Source organism: Piscicoccus intestinalis NBRC 104926 (genome assembly GCF_001515525.1).
GTDB lineage: Bacteria > Actinomycetota > Actinomycetes > Actinomycetales > Dermatophilaceae > Kineosphaera > Kineosphaera intestinalis.
On sequence record NZ_BCNQ01000016.1, the window covers coordinates 35,898 to 56,877 of the forward strand.

Consider the following 20,980-nt stretch of genomic DNA (forward strand, 5'->3'; position numbering starts at 1 on the left):
CTGCCTCAGGTCAGGGTGCGGCGGCGCACGCGGCGGGCCTTGCAGGCCAGGTGCAGCGCGAGCCGGGTCGGGCCGTCGGACACGTCCGCACCGAGGAGGTCCGCCGCCCGGTCGAGGCGGTAGTACAGGCTGCTGCGGTGCAGCCCGAGGCGGGCCGCGACCGCCTGCACGTCGCCGGCCGCGTCCAGATAGGCCTCCAGGGTCGCGAGCAGCATCGCGCCCGACTCACCTGCCGCCTCCAGCGCCGCAATCGGCGCCGTGGGGTCGAGGGGGCCGATCGGGTCGAGTGCGTCGAGCTGGTCACGTGGGTCGGGAGAGCCGGGAGAGCCAGGAGACCCGGGGGAGCCAGGAGACCCGGGGGAGCCGGGCGGCTCGAGCGAGTCGACGGAGCCGAGCGGGTCGACGGGGCCGTGCGGGTCGAGCAGGCCGTGCCGGGCGGGGCGCGCGAGCGAGGCAGGGGCGCCGCGCGGTGGGTCGGCCCGCGCGAGCAACCGGTGCACCCCTAACCGCGCGAACGGCGCAGGCGAGGCGACGGCGGGGTCGAGGGCCGCCATCTCCGCGGCGAACAGCGCCTGCCGGCGGGCGACCGCCGCCGACTCCGCGAACGGAGCCGGGTCGGCGAGCCCGATCCGCACGTCGCGGGCCGCCCGGCCGACGACGAGCTCGAGGTCGGCGACGAGGCGGTCGAACTGCTCGTCCCCGGCCGCGCTCGACGGTCGGCGCGCGACGACCAACAGGTGGGTGGGCGCCACGTGCGCCCCGACGAACGTCGGATGCGCGCGCAGCACCGGCCCGACGCAGGCGGCGAGCGCGGTGTACTCCGCTGCCGTCCAGGGCCGGACGCCCCCTGGCTGCGCCGCGGTACGTGCGGAACCGGCTCCGGCACCCGCGGCCCCGGCACCCGCGGCCCCGGCAACCCCGCCCCCGGCCGCGGTACCCCCGCCTGCTCCGGCACCGGAGTGGCCGGCTCCGGTGGCAACCGCGGCCAGCACCTGCACGTGCCCGTCGAGGAGCGCCGGCACGGCGTGCAGCAGGTCGTCGCGGGCCTGGGCCGACCCCTCCTCGTAGGCGGTCCGCACCAGCCGATCACGAGTCCAGGCCGCCGGTGCCGGCGTCGGCATCGCGGGGGAGCGGCTCAGGAGCGCGGCGATGCGCGGGGCGTCGCTGTTCAGTGCCGCCAGGCGGGTCTCGTCCAGTCCGTCGTCGATGACCCACAGGCTGCCCACCGGCCGCCCGCGCCGACGCAGCGGCACGCACACCCGGGCCGCCATGCCCAGCTGCGGGTTGGCCGGCACCCGGACGGCCCGGTGGCGCGGGTCGGCCTCCCGCAGCGCCGCCTCCTCCCACGCGCGCACCTCGGGCTCGACATGCCGACGCAGGATCGCCGCGAGCCGCGCCTCGTCGGTGGCGCCGGAGTCGGGTTGGCTGCTGTACGCGAGCAACTGGCCGTCCGGCCCGTCGATCGTGATGCCGACGCCGAGCCGTCCGGCGAGCGCGTCGAGGGCCTCCTGCAGCCCCGCGCCGGTCTCCTCGCGTGCCTCGGTCACGCCTGGAGTGAACCACGGCCTCCGACAAACGTCGAACGGATAGTGACCATCCTGCGGCGACTGACTGATGACAGCCGGGGTCGCCGCTCGTTAAGTTCCCCGTGACGCCGGGTCAACGCCGGGTCGCCCTGCCCGCTGGCCCGCCCGGCCTGTCGGGCCGATCCGCCCGCCGGACCCCGCCGCACCCGCCTCGCGCCTTCGGGCGCCCACACCGCTAGGAGATGCCCATGCCCACCGCCCTCGCCCCGCGAAGCTGGGTTCCGCCGGTCCCGGAGCAGCGGACCCGCGACCTCGCCGAGGCGACCGCCCGCGACGCCCAGGCATCGCCGGCCCGGCTCGTCGAGCGCGTCGAGGAGCTCGCCCGCCGCAACCGGCAGATCCACGACGCGGACTGCCTCAACCTCAACCCGGCGACGAACGTCATGAACCCGCGCGCGGAGGCGCTGCTCGCCGCCGGGCTGGGGTCGCGGCCCTCGCTGGGGTACCCGGGTGAGAAGTACGAGATGGGGCTGGAAGCCATCGAGGAGATCGAGGTCATCGCCGCCGAACTCGTCGCCGAGGTCTTCGGCGCCGCCCACGTCGAGGTGCGGGTGCCGTCCGGCGCGATCGCGAACCTCTACGCCTTCCTGGCGACCTGCGAGCCGGGCGACACGATCATCGCGCCGCCGCCGGCCATCGGCGGGCACGTCACGCACCACGGGGGCGGTTCGGCGGGGATGTACCGGCTGCGCACCGTCTCCGCGCCCGTGCGGGCCGACGGCTACACGGTCGACCTCGACGCCCTACGCGTGCTCGCCCACGAGGTGCGGCCCCGGCTCATCACGATCGGGGCGAGCCTGAACCTCTACCCGCACCCGGTGGCCGCGATCCGCGAGATCGCCGACGAGGTCGGGGCGTACCTGCTGTTCGACGCCGCGCACCTGTGCGGGCTCATCGCCGGCCGCGCCTGGCCCAACCCGCTCGAGCAGGGCGCGCACCTCATGACGTTCAGCACGTACAAGAGCCTCGGCGGACCGGCCGGCGGCGCGGTCGTCACCGACGACGCCGAGCTGGCCCAGCGCATCGACGCCATCGCGTTTCCCGGGCTCACGGCCAACTTCGACGCCGCGAAGTCGGCGGCGCTCGCGGTGACGATGGTCGACTGGCAGGTCGCCGGGGCCGACTACGCCGCCGCGATGGTCGCGACCGCCCGCGCGCTGGCCGAGTCGCTGCAGGCCCGGGGTCTGCCGGTCTTCACCGGCCACGACGGACCGACCCGCTCGCACCAGTTCGCCCTGCGCGCCCGGCCCTGGGGAGGCGGTCAGGCCGCGGCCCGGCGCTTGCGCCGCGCCAACCTGCTGGCCTGCGGCATCGGCCTGCCGGAGGAGCCGATCGAGGGTGACGTCAACGGCCTGCGGATCGGCACCCCCGAGCTCGTGCGCCTCGGTCTGCGCGTCGACGACATGCCCGGCCTCGCCGACCTCATCGCCCGCGGCCTCGACGAGTCCGTCGCGCCGGAGACCGTCGCGCCCGACGTCACCGCCTTCCGCTCGCGCTTCCACGGCATCCACTACACCGCCGATTCCCCGGAACACCCCTGACGCCACGCCCCCGACACCACGCCCCCCGCCCCCGAGACCACGCCACGCCCCCGAGACCACCCCACGCCCCGACACCACTTCCCTCAAAACTGCGTGTCGCGGTCAGGACTGCTGTTCGTGTCGCAGTTCTCACCACGACACGCAGTTCCGAGGGTCGTGTGGGACGCGGTCGAGGAGGTGAGGGTCGTGCGGAGCCGGAGCCGGAGCCGGAGCCGGAGCCGGAGCCGGAGCCGGAGCCGGAGCTGAAGCGGGGCCAGGGCCGCGGCCGAGACGTGCCCGTGCCGGAACCGTCTCCGCCGGTTGCCGGCGCCTCAGCCCGGACGCCCCGCTCAGCCTCCGGGCGTGCCTTCGGTGTTGAGCAGCACGACCGTGGCGTCCTGCGGCAGGTCGAGGTCGGCGCGTCGCCGGCGGTCGGTCAGGGCGGCGCGGGCACCGGCGAGGGAGGCGGCGCCGCTGGGCCCGGAGGAGATGCCGAGCCCCGCGAGGTCCTCGGCAGCCGACAGCGCCTGCTCGTCGGAGACGGTGACGGCCGCGTCGCACCCGGCGGCCAGAATCGGCCACGCGGAGGCCGAGACCGTGCCGCAGTTCAACCCCGCCATCGCGGTGTCGCCCGTCTCGACGCTCGTGGGTCGCCCCGCGCGCAGGCTGGTCAGCACGCAGGCGGCGGTGTCGGGCTCGACGGACAGCACGCTCGGTCCGGCCACCACGTCCCGTGCGGTCGCCGGGCGTGGCGTGTTGATCTCGGTCTCCTCCGGCGACGGGCGCCGGTAGCGCCGCACGACCGCCTCGGCGAGCGACCCGACTCCGACGGGCACGGCGACCAGGCTTGGCGCGGCCCCGAGTTCTTCGTCGATCTCCTGCAGCAGCGTCTGATAGCCCTCGACGATCCACGCGGGCACGTCCTCGTACCCGTCCCACGCGGTGTCCTGCACGAGCGCCAGGTCCTCCCGGTGGGCGAAACGCGCTGCGGCCGCAACGGTCTCGTCGTAGTCGCCGTCGTGGCGCACGACCTTGGCCCCCTCGGACTCGATGGCCTCGGCCGCCCGCGCCGTCATCACCCGCGGAACGAGAACCGTGGCGGGCACGCCGAAGTGGGCGGCCATGCGGGCCACCGCCCGGCCGTGGTTGCCGTCGGTCGCGGTGACGAAACCCACGCCGGGGCGGGCGCGCGACACCTGCGCGCACGCCCACGACGCGCCGAGCACCTTGAACGCGGCGAGCCCGAGGCGGTGCGACTCGTCCTTGACGAGCACCCGCGCCACGCCCAGTTCGTCGGCCAGCGCGGGCGCTTCGACGAGCGGGGTCGGCCGGTAGTCCGGGAGCGTGCGGTGGAAGTCGCGGGCGGGCGCGGGCGTCGGCGGGCCGATACAGCGCCTGGCCCGCGGGGCGGAGTGCCACTGCGTCGTCATGCCCTCATGCTGCCGTGCCCCCCGACGCCCCCGGACACCACATGTGCACGACGACACCCGGGGACGACGAAGGCGCCCGCCCCGGGTGGGTGCGGGCGCCTTCGCGCGTTCGATGCGGCTCAGCCGGCGTCGGCGGCGGAGCCACCGGCCGCGGCGCCGGAGCCGGCGTCCGAACCGGAGTTCGCGCCCGACCCGTTCGAGCCGCTGTCGGCGCCGGAGCCGGAGCCCGAACCGGAGTCGGCGCCGGAGTCCGTGCCCGCACCGGAGCCCGAGTCGGCCGTGGCCCCGGAGCCCGAGCCCGAGTCCGAGCCGGAGTCGGTGGTCGCGTCCTGCTGCGGCACCGACTGCTGCTGGTTGCCGCTGTCCTGGGTGTTCTCCCCGGAGGGCGCGGTGGCCTCCGACGTCGGCGTGGCCTGGCCGGTCGACCCCTGGGTGGGGCTGTCCGTCGACGTGCCGGAGCTGCTCGAGCCCGGGTCGACGACCGAGCCGATCGACGTGCCGCTCGAGGAGCTGCCGCTGACGGTCGCGGACACCGGCTTACCGGTCGCCACCTCGAAACCGGTGATCGCGACGATCGCCAGCAGGAAGACCGCGGCGGTACCGAACCACATGCGCCGGTCGATCGAGCCGAGCGCGCGCCGCAGCCGCACGCCGAAGCCGGTGCGCGTGTCGACGACCAGCGCGTCGGCGGCCGAACTCCCCGTCCGGTGCGCGGAGACCGAGGGGCTGGGCGGGCCGGGCTGGGCGGCGTCGGTGACGCCGACGGAGCCCGTGCCGGCCGGCCGCTGGCGGCGGACGAGCCGGGACCGCAGGTGACCGCCCGCCGTCTTCATCGATTGGGTGTAGAAGGCGCCACCGACCGTCGAGACGATCGAGGCGAGTGCGGCACCGATGAGGGTGCCGGCGACGCCGAGGTAGGAGGACACGACGGCCGCGCTGGTCGCGGCGAGCGCGCCTCCGAGCACCTGCAGCGGTGAAAGCCCGAGGAACGGTTCGCGGCGTTTGGGCTCCGCGCGCTCCTCGTCCGTGGTGCGGGGCAAAGTGTCTGTCATCAGGTCCTAGCAAGTTGCGGCGAAAGGGAGCCGCGATGCCGTGACCCCCCACTGACGGGTGCGCGACATCGACGCACTGCTGCACACCACGCTAGAGCCGCCCCCGGCGCCCTCTCAACCAGCAGATTTCGGACAAAATACGTCGGTAACGATTGCGTAAACCGCTGACCAGGCCAATCCACAGATCGGCATGGAAGCTGATTCTGCGCTGAGGGTCGTCTCGTGAGATCGTGACGTATCACCATTCGAGTCCCGACGAGACCCGTCGTGGGCTTGGAATATCTGAGTCACTACGTTGTTGATAGTGCCGTATGCAGCCACCGCTGCTGGGACACGACGCAAGGAGAACGTCATGCAGTTCGGCATCTTCACCGTGGGTGACGTCACCACCGACCCCACGACCGGTCGCACCCCGACCGAGCACGAGCGGATCAAGGCCACGGTCGCCATCGCCAAGAAGGCCGAAGAGGTCGGGCTCGACGTCTTCGCCACCGGCGAGCACCACAACCCGCCGTTCGCGGCGCCGGCCAACCCGCCGGTCCTCCTGGCGCACATCGCCGCCGCCACGCAGCGCATCGTGCTGTCCACCGCCACGACGCTCATCACGACTAACGACCCCGTGCGGATCGCGCAGGACTACGCCTACCTGCAGCACCTGTCCGACGGCCGCGCCGACCTCATGCTCGGCCGCGGCAACACCGGCCCGGTCTACCCGTGGTTCGGCAAGGACATCCGCGACGGACTCGAGCTGGCCGTCGAGAACTACGCGCTGCTGCACCAGCTGTGGCGCGAGGACGTCGTTAACTGGGAGGGCAAGCACCGCGCTCCGCTGCGCGGCTTCACCTCCACCCCGCGACCGCTCGACGGCATCCCGCCGGTCGTGTGGCACGGTTCGATCCGCAGCCCCGAGATCGCCGAGCAGGCCGCGTATTACGGAGACGGTTACTTCGCCAACCACATCTTCTGGCCCAAGGAGCACACCGCCGCCATGGTCGAGCTGTACCGCCGGCGCTTCGAGGACTACGGCCACGGCAGCGCCGACCAGGCGATCGTCGGCCTCGGCGGGCAGGTGTTCATGCGCGGGAACAGCCAGGACGCGATCCGCGAGTTCCGCCCGTACTTCGACCGCGCGCCGGTCTACGGCGGCTCGATGAGCCTAGAGGGATTCATGCGGGAGACGCCGCTGACCGTCGGCAGCCCGCAGCAGGTCATCGAGCGCACGCTCGGTTTCCGCGACTACGTCGGCGACTACCAGCGTCAGCTGTTCCTCATCGACCACGCCGGGCTTCCGTTGAAGACCGTGCTCGAGCAGCTCGACCTGCTCGGTGAAGAGGTCGTGCCGGTGCTGCGCCGCGAATTCGCCGCGCTCAAGCCGGCGCACGTGCCGGACGCGCCGACCCACGCCTCGCTGCTGGCCGCGCTCGACGGGCCGGAGGCGACCGGGGAGGCGGGGGAGGCGGGGGAGACGGCGCAGTCCGTTCCCAGCGTCGACCGCTGGACCGGAACGCGCGCCGAGGACCAGAACGTCGGCGCGGCTCGCTGAGCCGGGCCGGTGGGCCCTGAAGAGAGTGGGAAATCTGCCGCGTCTGGCCGGCGGTTTTTACCACGCTCTTTCGGGGTCCCGAGTCGGTCGGCCGGTCACCGGCCCCGGAGCATGGCTCAGCCTGGCGGATAGAGCCGCTGCCAGCTATCCGCCAGGCTCAATACGACGCTAGATCAGCATTCGAAAGAAACGGACCAACAGGAACATGACACGCCGGTCGATCATCATCGTCAGCGCCGGTCTGCGCTCGCCGTCGTCGACGCGCAACCTCGCCGACCAGCTCGCAGCCGCGGTCCGCCGCCGCTTCGAGGCGGCCGGTGAGTCCGTCGACGCCGACATCGTCGAGGTGCGCGAGCACGCCCACGCCATCGCCGATGCGCTGCTCGTGGGCTTCCCGTCCGGTGACCTCGCCGACGCGATCCGCCGCGTCGAGGCCGCGGACGCGCTCGTCGTCGTCACCCCGACCTTCCAGGGCTCCTACAGCGGCCTGTTCAAGTCGTTCGCCGACCTGCTCGACCCGGAGGCGGTGCGGGGCACCCCGGTGCTGCTGGCCGCCACGGGCGGCAGCGAGCGCCACAGCCTCGTCATCGAGCACTCCCTGCGGCCGCTGTTCGCCTACCTCGGCGCGGTGACCGTGCCGACCGGCGTGTACGCCGCGACCTCGGACTTCGGGGGCGCGGGCGCCGCCGCCCTGACGGCGCGGATCGACCGCGCCGTCGGCGAGCTGCTCGCGCTGGCCGGGCAGCCCGAACGCCCCGGACAAACCGGAGCGCCCGGCCAGCCCGATCGGCCCGGAGCGCCCGGAGCGCCCGGACAGACCGGAGCGCCTGGCCAGCCCGAACGCCCCGGAGCGCCCGGACAGACCGGAGCGCCCGGACAGACCGGAGCGCGCGGGGTGGGGCGCCCCCGGCGCGCCGAGGCGACCGGCTCCCCGCGCAGCACGCCGGCTCGGACGCCGGAGGTGACCCCGTTCGCGGAACTCCTGGCGCAGGTGCGGGGCACCGGGCCCGCGCGCTGACGTTCTCTTACACGGTTCTTGCATAGCGGCATGACCATGGCCGCAGTGGCATTCGATGGGCCGCTCCGACGCTCGGCACAGGGTGTCTGGGCGCTCACCGCCACCGGACCCGCGCACCGTCTCCTCCGCCATCCGGCCCGCGATGCGCGACCGCAGTGCACATGGCCCGCAAGGCCACGAGAACCCGAGGAGTTCGGTCATGTCCCGCATTCGACACACCCTTCGCGCCGCTCGGTCCGGCGCCCTGTCCGGAACCCCGCGGCTGGCCGCGGTCGCCGGTGTCACCGTCGCCGCCGCCGCGCTGCTGGTGCCGACCGTGGCGGCGGCCTCGGCCCCCGCCTCCGCGCCGGCCGCCCCGACGGCGCAGACCTGCGACGGCCCGAAGCCCCAGGACCTCACCGGCAAGGGCCACCACGATCTGGGCCCCGGCCCGGCCGCCATCAACATCGACGAGCGCACAACCTCGAACAAGAACTACCGCGACACGCTGTGGACCGGTGACCACCTGCAGCTGACCGTGATGTCCATCAAGCGTCACGACGACATCGGCCTGGAGATGCACCCGCAGCTCGACCAGTTCCTGCGCATCGAGAGCGGCACCGGCGTCGTGAAGATGGGCGACGCCCAGCACAACCTCACCTACACGCGGCGGGTCGACAAGCACTCGGCGATCTTCGTGCCCGCCGGCACGTGGCACGACGTCGTCAACACCGGCCGGTCGTCGCTGAAGCTCTACTCGATCTACGCGGCGCCGAACCACCCGCGCAACACGGTGCACCGCACGAAGAAGGACGCCGCCAACGACCCGCTCGAGAAGAAGAAGTGCCCGCAGGACGTGGAGGCGTCGAACTAGGGCCGCTCCGGGAGGCGGGGTCACGGTCGTCTCGCGCCGTGAGGGCCCCGTCTCGGGGTGTGGGACGGGACCGGTCGGCTGCCACGGAGCCGGCTCCGCGGAGTCGGTTCGGCGGCAACCGGCCGGTCCAGTCGGTTGGCACAGGCTCCCGTGCGGAAAGTGGGCGGCGCCTGAGCGGGTCGCGACCTGACGTCCCGGGTCCGTACGCTCGGGGGAGCGGGCCGATCCAGCCGGGGACCGGGTCGTGCGAACCTCCCGGGAGACAGCGATGAGCGAGCCGAGCGACGCCCCGCAGCGCGAGGCGCAAGTCGCTGCCGGCCGGGACCCGTTCAACCCCGAGGGCCTCACGTGGCGCCGGGTGTCGCCCAAGCTCGCCGTGCTGCAGCTGCTGACGCACGGGATCACCGTCGCGGCGCTGCTGCTGCCGGCGGTGGCGGTCCCGCTCGTCGTCGGATTCGACTGGCTGTGGGCCGTTCCCGCCGTCGTGGCGCTCGTCGGGGCCGTCGTGCTGGCGCTCATCCCGCGCCGGGTGCGGGCCTGGGGGTACGCCGAGGAGGCCGACGACCTCGTCATCACGCGCGGCATCATGTTCAAGACCCTCGTCGTCGTGCCTTACGGCCGCATGCAGTACGTCGACGTGCAGGCCGGTCCGCTGGAGCGGGCCTTCGGGCTCGCCACCGTGCAGCTGCACACCGCCTCGCCGGGCACCGACGCGGGCATCCCGGGGCTGGTGGCGGCGGAGGCGGCCCGGCTCCGCGAGCGGCTCGCCTCCCGCGGCGAATCGCGATTGGCCGGGCTGTGACCTCGCCCCCCGAGGGCGCGCCCGACCCGTCGCGGCCGAACCGCGAGCCCGACGGCCCCCACGATCCCGACCCCGACGCGCCCGGCGACGCCCACCAGCCGACAGGCACCGACGTGCCCGGCGAGGTCGACCGGGCCCTGCCGGGGCGGTCGGACTCCCAGGGTTGGCGCCGGTTGCACAAGGCCACCCCGCTGCTGCGGGGCTGGCAGGTGGTGGCGATCGTCGTCGTCTTCGTGTGGCAGCAGGCGCTGCAGTGGCTCCCGGATCGCGGGCAGATCCCCGGCTGGCCGGACGACGCGGCCACCACCGTGTTCGTGGTCGGCGGGCTCGCCGCGGTGTTCCTCGGGGCCGTCGTGCTGTGGGCGGTGCTGTCGTGGCGCGCCACCCGCTACCGGGTCACCCGCGACGTGCTGCACCTGCACAGTGGCGTGCTGTTCCGGCAGCAACGCCAGGTGCGGCTCGACCGGCTGCAGGCCATCGACGTGGTCCAGCCGCTGGTCGCACGCCTGTTCGGGCTCGCCGAACTCAAGCTCGAGGTCGCCGGCGGCAGCGGCTCGGACGCGCGCCTGGCCTACCTGCGGCTCCCGGAGGCCGAGCAGGTGCGCGCCGCGCTGCTGGCCCACGCCGCGGGCGTGCGGTACGAGGGGGAGCGCGCCCCCGAGGCGCCGGAGCGAACGCTGGTGACGCTGCCGCTGGAGCGGCTGCTCGAATCGCTGGCCCGGTCCGCCGGTGCGGTCGTGTTCGCGGTGTTCGTCGTCGCGATCCTCGTGCTCAGCGTGCTCGGATACTGGTGGGCCTCACTGACGCTGCTCCCGACGGCGCTGGCCGCGGTCGGCGCGGTGTGGGTGGCCGTCTCCGGCTCCTACGGGTTCCGGGTCGCGGCCTCGCCGGACGGCCTGCGGGTGCGTCGCGGGCTGCTCGAGACCCGCGCGCAGACCGTGCCACCGGGCCGGGTGCAGGCGGTCAGTCTCACGCAGCCGCTGCTGTGGCGCGGGCGGGACTGGTGGCGGCTCCAGGTCAACGTGGCCGGGTACGCCGGCGACGAGGCCAAGGCCCAATCCGGGCTGCTCATGCCGGTCGCCACCCGCCACGAGGCGCTGCTGCTGCTGGCCCAGGTGTTTCCGGACGTCTTTCGCCCGCGCCTGGCCGATCTCATCGCCGCCGGCCTCACCGGGATGTCGGACCGGGGCCGCGATCCCGGTGGCGCGGGCTACCTGTGCGCGCCGCCGGCCGCCTGGCTGCTCGACCCGATCGGCTGGCGTCGCCTCGGGGTGGCCGTCGACGAGCGCGCGCTGATCATCCGGTCGCGGAGGCTGACCCGGCAGCTGGTGCTCGTGCCGCACGAGCGCACCCAGTCCCTGGCCATCAGCCGCGGGCCGCTGCAGCGCCGGCTCGGTCTCGCCGACTTCCGGGTGCACTCGACGCCTGGCCCGGTGTCGCCGCGCGCCAAGCACCTGCGGCAGGGGCAGGCCGGTGAATTGCTCGCCGAACAGGCCCGGCGCGCCCGGGCGGCCCGCGCCGGCAGCGGCCCCGAACGCTGGCTGGAGACCGAGCCGCCCGCCTAACCCGCCGATCACCGCCGGGCCCAACGAAGTTCGCCGGAGCCCACGAATTCGGCTGGCACACTTGGGCGCCCGTTCTCGCGTCCGGATGCGCCGCGCGCGGCGGCTCCTATCATCGACAGCATGCGGATCCTCCTCATCGAGGATGAGCTCCCGCTGGCCAAGGCCGTGTCGAGGTATCTGCAGGGGCAGGGGCACACGGTGCTCGCGGTGCTCGACGGAGTCGATGGGCTGCACGAGGCGATCGAGAGCGAGCCGGACCTCGTGCTGCTCGACCTCACGCTGCCCGGGCTCGACGGGCTCGAGGTGCTGCGCGGGATCCGGCGCCGCACCCTGTCGCTACGGTCATCGTCATGACCGCCCGCGCCAGCGTCGACCAGCGGGTCACCGGCCTCGACCTGGGCGCCGACGACTACATCGTCAAGCCGTTCGCCCTCGCCGAGCTCGGCGCCCGGGTAGGCAGCCGGCTGCGCAGCCGCGACCAGCCGTCCGCCACGAGGATCGAACTGCACGGCCTGGACATCGATCTGACCTCCCGCGAGGTGCGCCGCGGCGGCGAACCGATCCACCTGACGGCCCGGAAGTTCGCACTGCTCGTGCACCTGGCCCGCCACCCCGGGCAGGTGCTGACCCGCGAGCAGCTGTTCAACGCCGTCTGGGACTTCACCCACGACCCCGAGTCGCGGGTGCTGGAGGTCTACATCGGCTACCTGCGGCGCAAGCTGTGCGCCGCTGGGCAAGACGACCTCATCGAGACCGTGCGCCAGGTCGGCTACCGGCTGCGGGACCGGCGGTGAGTCATGCGACGCCTCACGCTGCCCGCCCGGCTGGCCCTGCTCTCGATGCTCGTCGTCGCGATCGCGGTCAGCGCTGCGCTCTACGCGGCCTGGCGCACCACCGACTCCCGACTCACCGCCGAGATCGACTCCGACCTGAGCACCCAACTGCGCGAATGGGATCGGCTCGCCGCGCAGGACGCCCCGCGAGACGCCGACTCCCTCGCCCGGACCGCCCGCGCCTGGGTGCGTGAGCAGCAGGATCACCCCTCCCGGCAGGTGCAGGCGGTCATCGTCACGGGTCCCGGCGGAGCCGGCGCAGCGACCGCCGGCTCGCCGGGTTCGCCGGGCTCGCCAGGCTCGGCGGGCCCGCCTGGCTTGGTGATCGGCAACCGGGCGTGGGACCAGACGGCCCGGGGCGCCGACACCGCGCCGCTGCTCGGCGATCCCGGCCCGCGCGACGTGCGCCTGGCCAACGGCTCGGACTACCGGGTGGTGGCCCGTCCGGTCGACGCGGCGGCCGGACAGCTTGGGCAGGTCGTCGTCGCCGATCCGATCGACGAGATCGCCACGGCCCGAGGCCAACTGGCCCGCGACACCGCGCTCATCGGCGCGCTGGCCATGGCCCTGGCGGCCCTGCTGGTCGGAGGCGGTTCGGCCCTGATCACCCGCCAGCTGCGTCGTCTCGGCCAGGTCGCCGCCGCCGCCGGAGACGGTGACCTGCGCGTGCGCGCCGGGCAGCTGCACGGATCGCCGGAGGTGCGCGACCTGGCGCGGGTGTTCGACGACAGCCTCGACCGCATCGAGGGCACGCTGGCCGCGCAGCGCGCCTTCGTCGCCGACGCCTCCCACGAACTGCGCACGCCGCTGGCCGTCATCCTGCGCAGGCCGAGCTCATCGGCGCCGAAACCGACGCGGCCCGGCGCGAGGAGGACGTCGAGGACCTGCTCCGCCAGACCGACGCGACGCGACGCCTCGTCGACGACCTGCTGACGATCGCCACCGGCGACGCGGCCCCCGCCTCCCTCATCGTGCCCCGCGACATCGACCTGGCCGACCACGTGGCGGATCTGCGCCGCGACCTGCCGCTGCTCGGCGAGCGCCGATTCGAGGTGCACACCGTGCCCGGAACGCTGCGCGCCGACCCCGACCGCATCGACCAGATCGTGCGCAACCTCGTCGCCAACGCCGTCGCGCACACCCCGCGTGACGGGCTCGTGCAGGTGCGCTTCGAGGCCGCCGACGTGCCGGGACGGTTGCGGATCGTGGTGCGCGACAACGGAACCGGCATGTCGCCGGAGGTTGCGGCGCAGGCTTTCGAGCGCTTCGCCCGAGGCCGGCCGCGGCGCGAGCCCGAGTCGCGCGTTGGCCACTCGGGGACGGCCGGACCGGGGGGCGTCGGGTCGGAGCCGGCGGGGTCGGAGTCGGCCGGGTCGGGCGTCGCTGTCGGCGGCAGCGCCGGGCTCGGGCTGCCGCTGGTGCGCACGCTCGCGCGGGCCCACGGCGGCACGGCCACGCTGCGGTCGGCCCTGGGTGAGGGCACGACGGTCGTCGTCGAGCTGCCGGGGTACCGATCCCCGGGGCCGGGCGGTGAAGCCGCCGACGAGGCCGCGGCGGAAGCCGGCGACGAGCCCACCGAGGAGCCCACCGAGGAGCCCACCGTCGAGCCCACCGTCGAGCCCACCGGCGAAGCGCGGCCGGGCGCCGCCGCGACGACCCCCGGCGACCGCACGTAAGCTGACGCGGGGCTTCGAGGCGGTTCGACCGCTTCGGGACGACAACGACGCCGCAACCCCACGTCGTCGTCGCGACCCGCCGGGCATGCCCGATCGGGCGGCCGCAGGCGCGGCGACCACCCCGTCTCCCTGTCGATAGGAGCCCGTGTCATGGCAGCCAAGACCGTCGCCGACCAACTCGTCGAATTCCTCACCCGCCTCGGCGTCGAGCGCATCTACGGCCTCGTCGGCGACAGCCTCAACCCCGTCTCCGACGCGCTGCGCCGGCAGAAGGCGATCGAGTGGGTCGACGTGCACAACGAGGAGGCCGCGGCGTTCGCGGCCGCCGCCGAGGCCCGCCTCACCGGCAAGCTCGCCGTGTGCGCGGGCTCGTGCGGCCCCGGCAACACCCACCTCATCCAGGGCCTGTACGACGCGAACCGCAGCGGCTCGCCGGTACTGGCGATCGCCTCGCACATCCCCTCGGGGCAGATCGGCACGTCGTTCTTCCAGGAGACCCACCCCGAGCAGCTGTTCACCGAGGCCAGCCACTACTGCGAGATGGCCAACTCGCCGCGGCAGGCGGCGCGCATCCTGCACAACGCGGTGCAGACCGCGATCTCCGCGCGCGGAGTCGGGGTGCTCGTGCTCCCCGGCGACATCGCCTCCGCCGAGGCCGTCGACGCGCCCGCCCTGGGCGCGGTCTCGACGCTGCCTCCGGTGCACGTTCCGCAGCCGCAGGTCGTCGACGAGCTCGCCGAGCGGATCAACGCCGCGGGCAAGGTCACGCTGTTCGTCGGGGCCGGTGTGCGCGGGGCGCACGAGCAGGTCATGGCGCTGGCGCAGAAGGTCAAGTCGCCGGTCGGGCACGCCCTCGGCGGCAAGGAGTGGATCCAGTACGACAACCCGTACGAGGTCGGCATGAGCGGCCTGCTCGGGTACGGCGCGGCGTTCGACGCCTGCCACGACGCCGACCTGCTGTTGCTGCTCGGCACCGACTTCCCGTACGACCAGTTCTTGCCCGAGAAGGTGCAGATCGTGCAGGTCGACCGGTACGGCCACCGGCTCGGGCGGCGCGCCAAGCTCGACCTGGCGATCGAGGGCGATGTCGCGGCGACGATCGACGCGCTGCTGCCCAAGCTCACCGAAAAGACCGACCGCGCCTTTCTCGACAAGATGCTCGACGAGCACTGCAAGAAGCTCGAGAAGGTCGTCGACGCGTACACGAAGAACGTCGAGAAGCACACCCCGATCCACCCCGAGTACGTCGCCTCGGTGCTCGACCACCTCGCCGACGACGACGCGGTCTTCACGGTCGACACCGGCATGTGCAATGTGTGGGCCGCGCGGTACATCACGCCCAACGGCCGGCGGCGCGTCATCGGCTCGTGGCACCACGGCACGATGGCCAACGCGCTGCCGCACGCCATCGGGGCCTCGTGCGCCTACCCCGACCGGCAGGTCATCTCGATGTCCGGAGACGGTGGGCTCGCCATGCTCATGGGCGAGCTGCTCACGGTCGTCGAGCACAAGCTCAACACCAAGATCGTGCTGTTCAACAACTCGACGCTGGGCATGGTGCGCCTGGAGATGCTCGTCGACGCGATGCCCGCCTGGGGCACCGACCGACCGTCGACCGACTACGCGGCGATCGCCCAGGCCGTCGGCATCGGCTCGGTGCGCATCACCGACCCCGCGACGCTGCCCGACCAGCTGCGCGACGCGCTCGCGGCCGACGGCCCGATGCTCATCGACATCGTCACCGACCCCGACGCCCTGTCGATCCCGCCGCACATCACCGGCGCCCAGCTCCAGGGCTTCGCGATGGCCGCCACCCGCGTCGTCCTCGACGGCGGCGTCGGCGACATGATCAAGCTCGCCCGCTCCAACCTCCGCAACATCCCCCGCTGACCAGGTGCCCCCTCCCATCCGGCCGAAGGCTGCCCTTTCGGTCGGGGGCTAGGGCTCTAGTACGAGCCCTCGACCGAAAGGGCAGCCTTCGGCCGGGGAGGAGTCGGCCAGAGGAGGAGTCGGCCAGGGGAGGAGGGGCAGCGGTGACGCCGGTGTTACTCCTGCACGGGACGAACGACACCGGGGCCGCGTTGCGCCCGCTCGGGGATGCCCTGGCGGCGGCCGGGCACACCGTGTCGTACGTCGACTACGGGCGGCACCGCGCCAGCCTGCGGGGGCTGGTCGCCGGAGGCGGTGGGCTCGCCCCGCTGGCGGCCTCCACCGCCGAGGTCGTCGCCGCCCTCGACGCGCTGACCCCAGCCGGCCCGACCGGCCGCGTCGACATCGTCGGGCACTCCCAGGGTGGGCTGCACGCGTTCGCCGCGGCCCGCGCCCGGCCCGGCGCGGTGCGCACCCTCGTCACGCTCGAGGCGCCGCTGTGGGGAGCCCGACCGCTGGGCCGCTGGTCGCCGCTGCTGCACGCGCGCGGGCCGGCTCGGGCTCTCGACCTGCTGTTGGGCCCCTCCGCGCGGGGCATGGTGCCGGCCGACCGGGCCGACCGGGCCGACGACCGGGCCGGCTGGACGCCGCGCCCGATCCCGGGCGTACGCCACCTGACGATCGTCGGCGACGACCGGATGCTCGCCCCGCCTCCGGGCGCGGACGAGGCGGGCCTGGGCGTCGTGCGCCTGGCCGAGCGGCACCCCGGCCGCCGCGTGCGTCACGACCACCTGCCCGCCGACGAGGCCGTCATCGCGCTCGTCCTCGACGCCCTTGCGCCGTGACCCGTCGGCTCGCCCACGCCGAATCCGCGTCGAAGGCCCGCCGCCGCAGATGCCCCAGAGGCCCCCGGTGTCTCGGACGCCCCGGATGTCTCAGCGCCGCCCCACCGCGTCGATGATCGGCTCCAGCGCGGAGGCGGGCCGGTCGTCGCCGAGCACCGCCGCCCAGGCCGGCACCATCTCGGCGCCGTAATACCGGTGCCCGAACCCGCCGGGCACGTTGTTGGAGACGAGCATGTCGGCCGACAGCTGCCAGAACGTGACGAACGGGGTCCACGACATCAGCGCCATCGGGTTGTCCAGCCGGGTCTCGCGCAGCCAATCGGGCGACTCGAACAGCAGCGACGGGCTCCACCACGCCACGGGGTCGGAGGGATGCTGCAGGTAGGCGACCCGCGGAAAGCTCCAGTCGCCGAGCGGGCGGCCGAACTGGTCGGCGCGCAGCTGGGCGGCGTCGCCGGCGAACCGGAAGTGCGCGCCGTTGTCGACGACCGGCGCCACCGACGTCGAGCCCGGGTTGCGCTCGGCGGTGAGCACGCCCCGGTTGGGGGAGAACCCGGGGGTGCCGCTCCACACCGCCCCGTCGGCCTGCTCGAGCATCTGCTGCGGCGAGTCGAAGGCGGCGTCGCCGCCGAACGCCCCGAGCGACTCGCCGGTGAGGTACAGCCGGGGCCGTTGCCCGGCGGGCAAGGCCGCGATCCGCGCCCGCACGGCGTCGAGCAACGCCCGCGACGCCTCCCGGGGCTCGTCGCCCGCGGTGATCAGGCCGAACGCCGACGGCAGGTCGGAGTAGGCGAACGACACGGCCGCGGTGTCGCCGCCGAGCAGGTACTCGAACGAGGCCACCGACCAGTTGTTCGTGTAGCCGGTGCTGGTGGCCGTGACCAGCAGGATCGCCCGCCGGTCCCAGGCGCGCGTGCGGTCCATCTCGGCGAGCACCTGCTGCACGGTCGGCTCGATCGGCTGCTGCCAGCCGACGAACACGCGGATCGGCTCGACCGCCGCCCGCCCGGTCGCGGACTGGATGCCCCCGGCGTCCGGGCCGCTGGAGACGAAGATCGCGCCGTCCTGGCCGAGGCTGTCCCAGCTGTGCGCCGAGCCGGGACCGCCGCTGCGCAGGCCCGAGGTCGGAGCTGAAAGACCTTGAGGAGCAGACCGATTGACCCGATCGGCGCTGCGACCGACGACGGTCAGGACGGCCGGTACCACGACGTAGTTCGTGATGGCGACGACCGTGAGCACGGTGAGCGCCGACGCCAGGGTGCGGGCGACCGTCTCCCGTACGATCCGCGAGCGCACCCGGCGCAGAAACCAGTCGGCGAGTCCGGCGATGAGCCGCCACAGGCTGATGAGCAGCGCGAACGTCACGACGGCGACGAGGCTGCTGCCCAGCGGGTACCACCAGCCCGGCGGCTCCTGCCCGACGTAGGCGGTGACGTACTCCTGCCACGCGATCGTCAGGATCGGGAACGCCAGCACCCCGAGGGCGAGCACCGCGAGCCAGACCCACAGCAGGGCGCGAGCACGCCTGCGGTCCATCGTGATCCGCAGGCCCGCCCACCCGGCCAGGCCGTTCCACAGGGCGCCGAGCAGGTAGCCGACCGCGTACCCGATGACCGCGCACACCGCGGCGATGAGGCCCTGCAGCCACCACGGGCGCGGCAGCAGCGACGGGGTGTTCGCCGAGACGTACCACAGCACCGCCAGCGCCAGACCCGGCCCGCTGAGGCCGCCGAGGTGGCTGCGCCGCCAGGCCAGGAGCCGGTCGAGCACCCGGGCCGGAACCGACTCCTCGTTCGTCGCCGCCGAATCGGACTCCGCGGCCGCAGCGTCCGAGTCGGAGGTCCGCGTCATGGCGTCATTGAAACACCGACGGGGCCTCGGGCCCGGCGGGCGCCGATCAGTCCAGGAGCCGGGTGAGGAACGTCAGCTGCGACTCGTCTTCCTCGATGACCTCGTTGAGCCGGGCGTTGAAGACCGCGCCGTACGGGGCCGAGATGTGCGTCTCGAACGCCTCCTGGTCGCGGTAGACCTCGTAGACGAAGTACTTGTTCGGGTTGTCGCGCTCGGTGTGCGGCTCGAAGACGACATTGCCCGGCTCCGCGCGGACGTCTTCGGCGAGGCCGGTCATCAGTTCGGCGACCTCGTCTTCGAATCCGGGCAGGACGGTGAACTCGGCGTAAAGGATGATCACGGGCCACATCGTCCTCCGATCCGCCTGCGCGCACAGGCCGTTGGCTCGGATGACTTTTCCAACCGGCCGCCGCGGAGCCCTTGGGGAGGCGGTGTCGCCGCCGATGGGGAGCGAGTCGTCACCCCCTCGGCGAGAGGACCCGCCATGAGCCGGCTCCGAATTCGCGGTCGTTACGAAACCTGGCTCGGGAGCCTGGGCGCCCCCGTGTGCCGGCTGCTGGGGCACGCCGTCCCGAGCCTGCGCCCGGTGCGCTACGCGGTGTGGCCCTCGATCCCGGTCGGCTACCGCCGCGGCACCGGTCCGCTGGCCCCGCCGATCGAGGTCGAGGTCGACCGCGCTGTCGTGTGCAGCCGCTGCCTGCGCCGCATCGGAGACTGACCGCGCCGACCGGCTCGGGGCGCGCGTCCGGCCCCGCCGCCTCGCGGGCCGGCCCGTCTCCCGCCGCGCGGCCGTACGCCTCAAACCCGCAGACCGGCGAGCTCGGCGCGCAGCGCCCGCAACGCCGCCTGCGCCGGTAGCGACCCGGCGAGCACCCGCAACGCGTACCCCTCCGCGGTGGCCAGGAGCCGCAGAGCGAGCTCGTCGGCGGGCGGTCCGGGCGCGAGTTCGCCGAGGGCCCGGCCGCGGTCGATGCAGTCGGCGGCCACGGCGACCCCCTCGTCGTGGGCGCGCCGCACGTGCGCCGCAATCACCTCGTCGTCTCGGCTCTTGAGCACGAAGGCCGACCACACGACGGTGCCGACGGCGAACCCCTCGGTCGTCGGCACCGCCCGCAGCACGAGGGCGGACAGGGTCTGCGCGGGCGTCAACGCGCGCACCTGCGCCCCGAAGGCGGCCCCTGCGTCGGCCAGCATCACTGCGCAACTGTGTTGCAGAAGCGCGTCTTTCGTCGCGAAGTAGTGCTGGATGCGGCCGACCGACACGCCCGCCTCCGCGGCGACGGTGCGCAGCGAGACGCCCTCGATCCCGCGCCGTGCGATCAGGGACCACACGGCCTGCGCGATCTCGCGGCGACGTTCTTCGTGGTCGACGACTCGTGGCACGCCGCCAGGATGCCATACGATCGCACCGTGAAAGAAACGGTGCGATCGTATTGGAAAGGGCGTCGGCGGAGGCGAGCCACGCGGTGGCTTCTCCCCGCGACCCTCGTCGTCTCGCTGCTGGCCAACGCCTGGTTCCTGTCCCGGGACGAGCCGGCCGTCGGCTTCTGGCGCAGCGAGGCGGGCCGCGCCGAGTACGTGCGCGCCTACGACCGCGCGATGGCCGGCCTTCCGCCGCACGAGGCGCGCGACGTGCGCACCGACTTCGGCACGGTGCGCGTCTACCGCTTCGCACCACGAGCCTCCGCCGAGGGGGAAGGCACCACCCCGATCGTGCTGCTCCCCGGCTGGGGGTCGGGCGCGCCGATGTGGGGCGAGAACCTGCCCGGGCTGCTCGGACTACAAGGGGACGGTGCCCAGCCGGCCCGTACGGTGTACGCCCTCGACGCACTCGGCGACGCGGGTCTGAGCGTGCAGGAGGTGCCGTTGAATTCGGCTCAGGCGCAGGCCGACTGGGTCGCCCAGACGCTGCGGCGCCTGGGGCTGCGGCGGGCTCATGTCGTCGGCCACTCCTTCGGCGGGTGGGCCGCGACGAACCTCGCCATTCACCACCCGGAGGCGGTCGCGACGCTGAGCCTGCTCGAGCCGGTGCAGACCTTCGCGGGGCTGCGCTGGCAGATGTACGTCGCCTCGATCCCGTCGGCGATCCCGTGGCTGCCGCGCAGCTGGCAGGACCGGGCGCTGCAGGTCATCGGCGGCAGCGACGAGCCGATCGACCGGTCCGACCCGGTGGCGGCGATGATCGACGCCGGCACGCGGGGGTACGTCTCGAAGCGCTCGTTCCCGGCGCGCCCGAGCGACGAGCAACTGCGCGCGCTGCCCATGCCGGTCTACGCGGCGATGGCCGGAAACTCGGCGGTCACCCCAGACCCCGAGGCCACGGTGGCCCGCGCCCGCTCGCTCGTGCCCCGCATCGAGGCGCGTGTGTGGCCGGGCGCGACGCATTCGCTGCCGATGGAGCAGACCGCGGCGATCGACGCCGAGCTGCTCGCGTTCATGGCCAAGAACGAGCCGACGCGACGCGACCCGTAGGCTCGGGGTCGGGCTCCGCTCGGGGCTCTGCCCAGGTCATCGAGGCGGTTCGACCGCCGTAGGAG

Annotated in this window: 20 protein-coding genes; 14 read left to right on the forward strand and 6 right to left on the reverse strand. The window is 73.8% G+C overall.

The features are described 5' to 3' along the window. Positions 1–5: 5 nt before the first annotated feature. Positions 6–1,547, reverse strand: coding sequence for a helix-turn-helix domain-containing protein (locus PINTE_RS24160; RefSeq protein WP_068427027.1), 1,542 nt, complete (start codon positions 1,545–1,547; stop codon positions 6–8). Between the two features lie 227 nt (positions 1,548–1,774). On the opposite strand from PINTE_RS24160, the gene glyA reads away from it, so the two are divergent. Beyond that, positions 1,775–3,127, forward strand: a complete 1,353-nt coding sequence (gene glyA, locus PINTE_RS04850; RefSeq protein WP_068427029.1) for a serine hydroxymethyltransferase — start codon at positions 1,775–1,777, stop codon at positions 3,125–3,127. A 329-nt stretch (positions 3,128–3,456) separates the two neighbouring features. Here the strand turns inward: glyA and PINTE_RS04855 are convergent, their stop codons facing one another. Both PINTE_RS04855 and PINTE_RS04860 read right to left on the reverse strand, forming a co-directional pair. After that, positions 3,457–4,536 (reverse strand): pyridoxal-phosphate dependent enzyme, encoded by a 1,080-nt coding sequence (locus PINTE_RS04855; RefSeq protein ID WP_068427030.1) that lies wholly within the window; start codon positions 4,534–4,536, stop codon positions 3,457–3,459. Between the two features lie 119 nt (positions 4,537–4,655). Beyond that, complete coding sequence (locus PINTE_RS04860) at positions 4,656–5,576, reverse strand: hypothetical protein (protein WP_068427031.1); 921 nt, start codon at positions 5,574–5,576, stop codon at positions 4,656–4,658. 364 nt (positions 5,577–5,940) lie between these two features. Here PINTE_RS04860 and PINTE_RS04865 point away from each other — a divergent pair, with 364 nt between their 5' ends. The 11 genes from PINTE_RS04865 (at position 5,941) to PINTE_RS04915 (ending at position 16,592) form a co-directional block, all read left to right on the forward strand. Further along, positions 5,941–7,131: an LLM class flavin-dependent oxidoreductase gene (locus PINTE_RS04865; RefSeq protein ID WP_068427033.1), complete on the forward strand. Its 1,191-nt coding sequence runs from the start codon at positions 5,941–5,943 to the stop codon at positions 7,129–7,131. 205 nt (positions 7,132–7,336) lie between these two features. Beyond that, the gene (locus tag PINTE_RS04870) at positions 7,337–8,149 is read left to right on the forward strand and encodes a CE1759 family FMN reductase (RefSeq protein WP_084343241.1); all 813 of its coding nucleotides are present in this window, start codon (positions 7,337–7,339) and stop codon (positions 8,147–8,149) included. A 199-nt stretch (positions 8,150–8,348) separates the two neighbouring features. After that, a complete protein-coding gene (locus PINTE_RS04875) occupies positions 8,349–9,002 on the forward strand; it encodes a cupin domain-containing protein (RefSeq protein ID WP_084343242.1) in 654 nt (217 codons plus the stop codon). 268 nt (positions 9,003–9,270) lie between these two features. Continuing rightward, a complete protein-coding gene (locus PINTE_RS04880; RefSeq protein WP_068427035.1) occupies positions 9,271–9,804 on the forward strand; it encodes a PH domain-containing protein in 534 nt (177 codons plus the stop codon). Beyond that, positions 9,801–11,369 (forward strand): PH domain-containing protein, encoded by a 1,569-nt coding sequence (locus tag PINTE_RS04885; protein ID WP_245642807.1) that lies wholly within the window; start codon positions 9,801–9,803, stop codon positions 11,367–11,369. The genes PINTE_RS04880 and PINTE_RS04885 overlap by 4 nt, the downstream gene beginning before the upstream one ends. Positions 11,370–11,489: 120 nt before the next feature. Then, entirely contained in the window at positions 11,490–11,723 is a 234-nt protein-coding gene (locus PINTE_RS23835; RefSeq protein WP_068427037.1) for a response regulator, read from the forward strand. Next, positions 11,720–12,163, forward strand: coding sequence for a winged helix-turn-helix domain-containing protein (locus tag PINTE_RS04895; protein ID WP_068427040.1), 444 nt, complete (start codon positions 11,720–11,722; stop codon positions 12,161–12,163). Before PINTE_RS23835 ends, PINTE_RS04895 begins: the two co-directional genes overlap by 4 nt. A 3-nt stretch (positions 12,164–12,166) precedes the next feature. Then, positions 12,167–13,135 carry a HAMP domain-containing protein gene (locus tag PINTE_RS04900; RefSeq protein WP_068427042.1) on the forward strand — a complete coding sequence of 323 codons (969 nt, stop codon included), beginning with the start codon at positions 12,167–12,169 and terminating at the stop codon, positions 13,133–13,135. Between the two features lie 38 nt (positions 13,136–13,173). Beyond that, complete coding sequence (locus PINTE_RS04905) at positions 13,174–13,878, forward strand: sensor histidine kinase (RefSeq protein ID WP_068427044.1); 705 nt, start codon at positions 13,174–13,176, stop codon at positions 13,876–13,878. Between the two features lie 150 nt (positions 13,879–14,028). Then, on the forward strand, positions 14,029–15,768 hold the full coding sequence (locus tag PINTE_RS04910) for a pyruvate dehydrogenase (protein WP_068427046.1): 1,740 nt from the start codon (positions 14,029–14,031) through the stop codon (positions 15,766–15,768). 143 nt (positions 15,769–15,911) lie between these two features. After that, complete coding sequence (locus PINTE_RS04915; RefSeq protein WP_068427048.1) at positions 15,912–16,592, forward strand: alpha/beta fold hydrolase; 681 nt, start codon at positions 15,912–15,914, stop codon at positions 16,590–16,592. Between the two features lie 90 nt (positions 16,593–16,682). On the opposite strand, the gene PINTE_RS04920 is transcribed toward PINTE_RS04915, so the two are convergent. After that, positions 16,683–18,443 (reverse strand): alpha/beta-hydrolase family protein, encoded by a 1,761-nt coding sequence (locus tag PINTE_RS04920; RefSeq protein WP_245642808.1) that lies wholly within the window; start codon positions 18,441–18,443, stop codon positions 16,683–16,685. Between the two features lie 46 nt (positions 18,444–18,489). Continuing rightward, positions 18,490–18,783 (reverse strand): putative quinol monooxygenase, encoded by a 294-nt coding sequence (locus PINTE_RS04925; protein WP_068427050.1) that lies wholly within the window; start codon positions 18,781–18,783, stop codon positions 18,490–18,492. 144 nt (positions 18,784–18,927) lie between these two features. On the opposite strand from PINTE_RS04925, the gene PINTE_RS04930 reads away from it, so the two are divergent. After that, positions 18,928–19,161, forward strand: a complete 234-nt coding sequence (locus PINTE_RS04930; protein WP_068427052.1) for a hypothetical protein — start codon at positions 18,928–18,930, stop codon at positions 19,159–19,161. 80 nt (positions 19,162–19,241) lie between these two features. Here the strand turns inward: PINTE_RS04930 and PINTE_RS22545 are convergent, their stop codons facing one another. Next, entirely contained in the window at positions 19,242–19,826 is a 585-nt protein-coding gene (locus tag PINTE_RS22545) for a TetR/AcrR family transcriptional regulator (RefSeq protein WP_068427054.1), read from the reverse strand. A 27-nt stretch (positions 19,827–19,853) separates the two neighbouring features. Between PINTE_RS22545 and PINTE_RS04940 the strand changes: the two genes are divergently transcribed. After that, entirely contained in the window at positions 19,854–20,915 is a 1,062-nt protein-coding gene (locus PINTE_RS04940; RefSeq protein ID WP_245642809.1) for an alpha/beta fold hydrolase, read from the forward strand. The last annotated feature ends 65 nt before the right edge of the window (positions 20,916–20,980 follow it).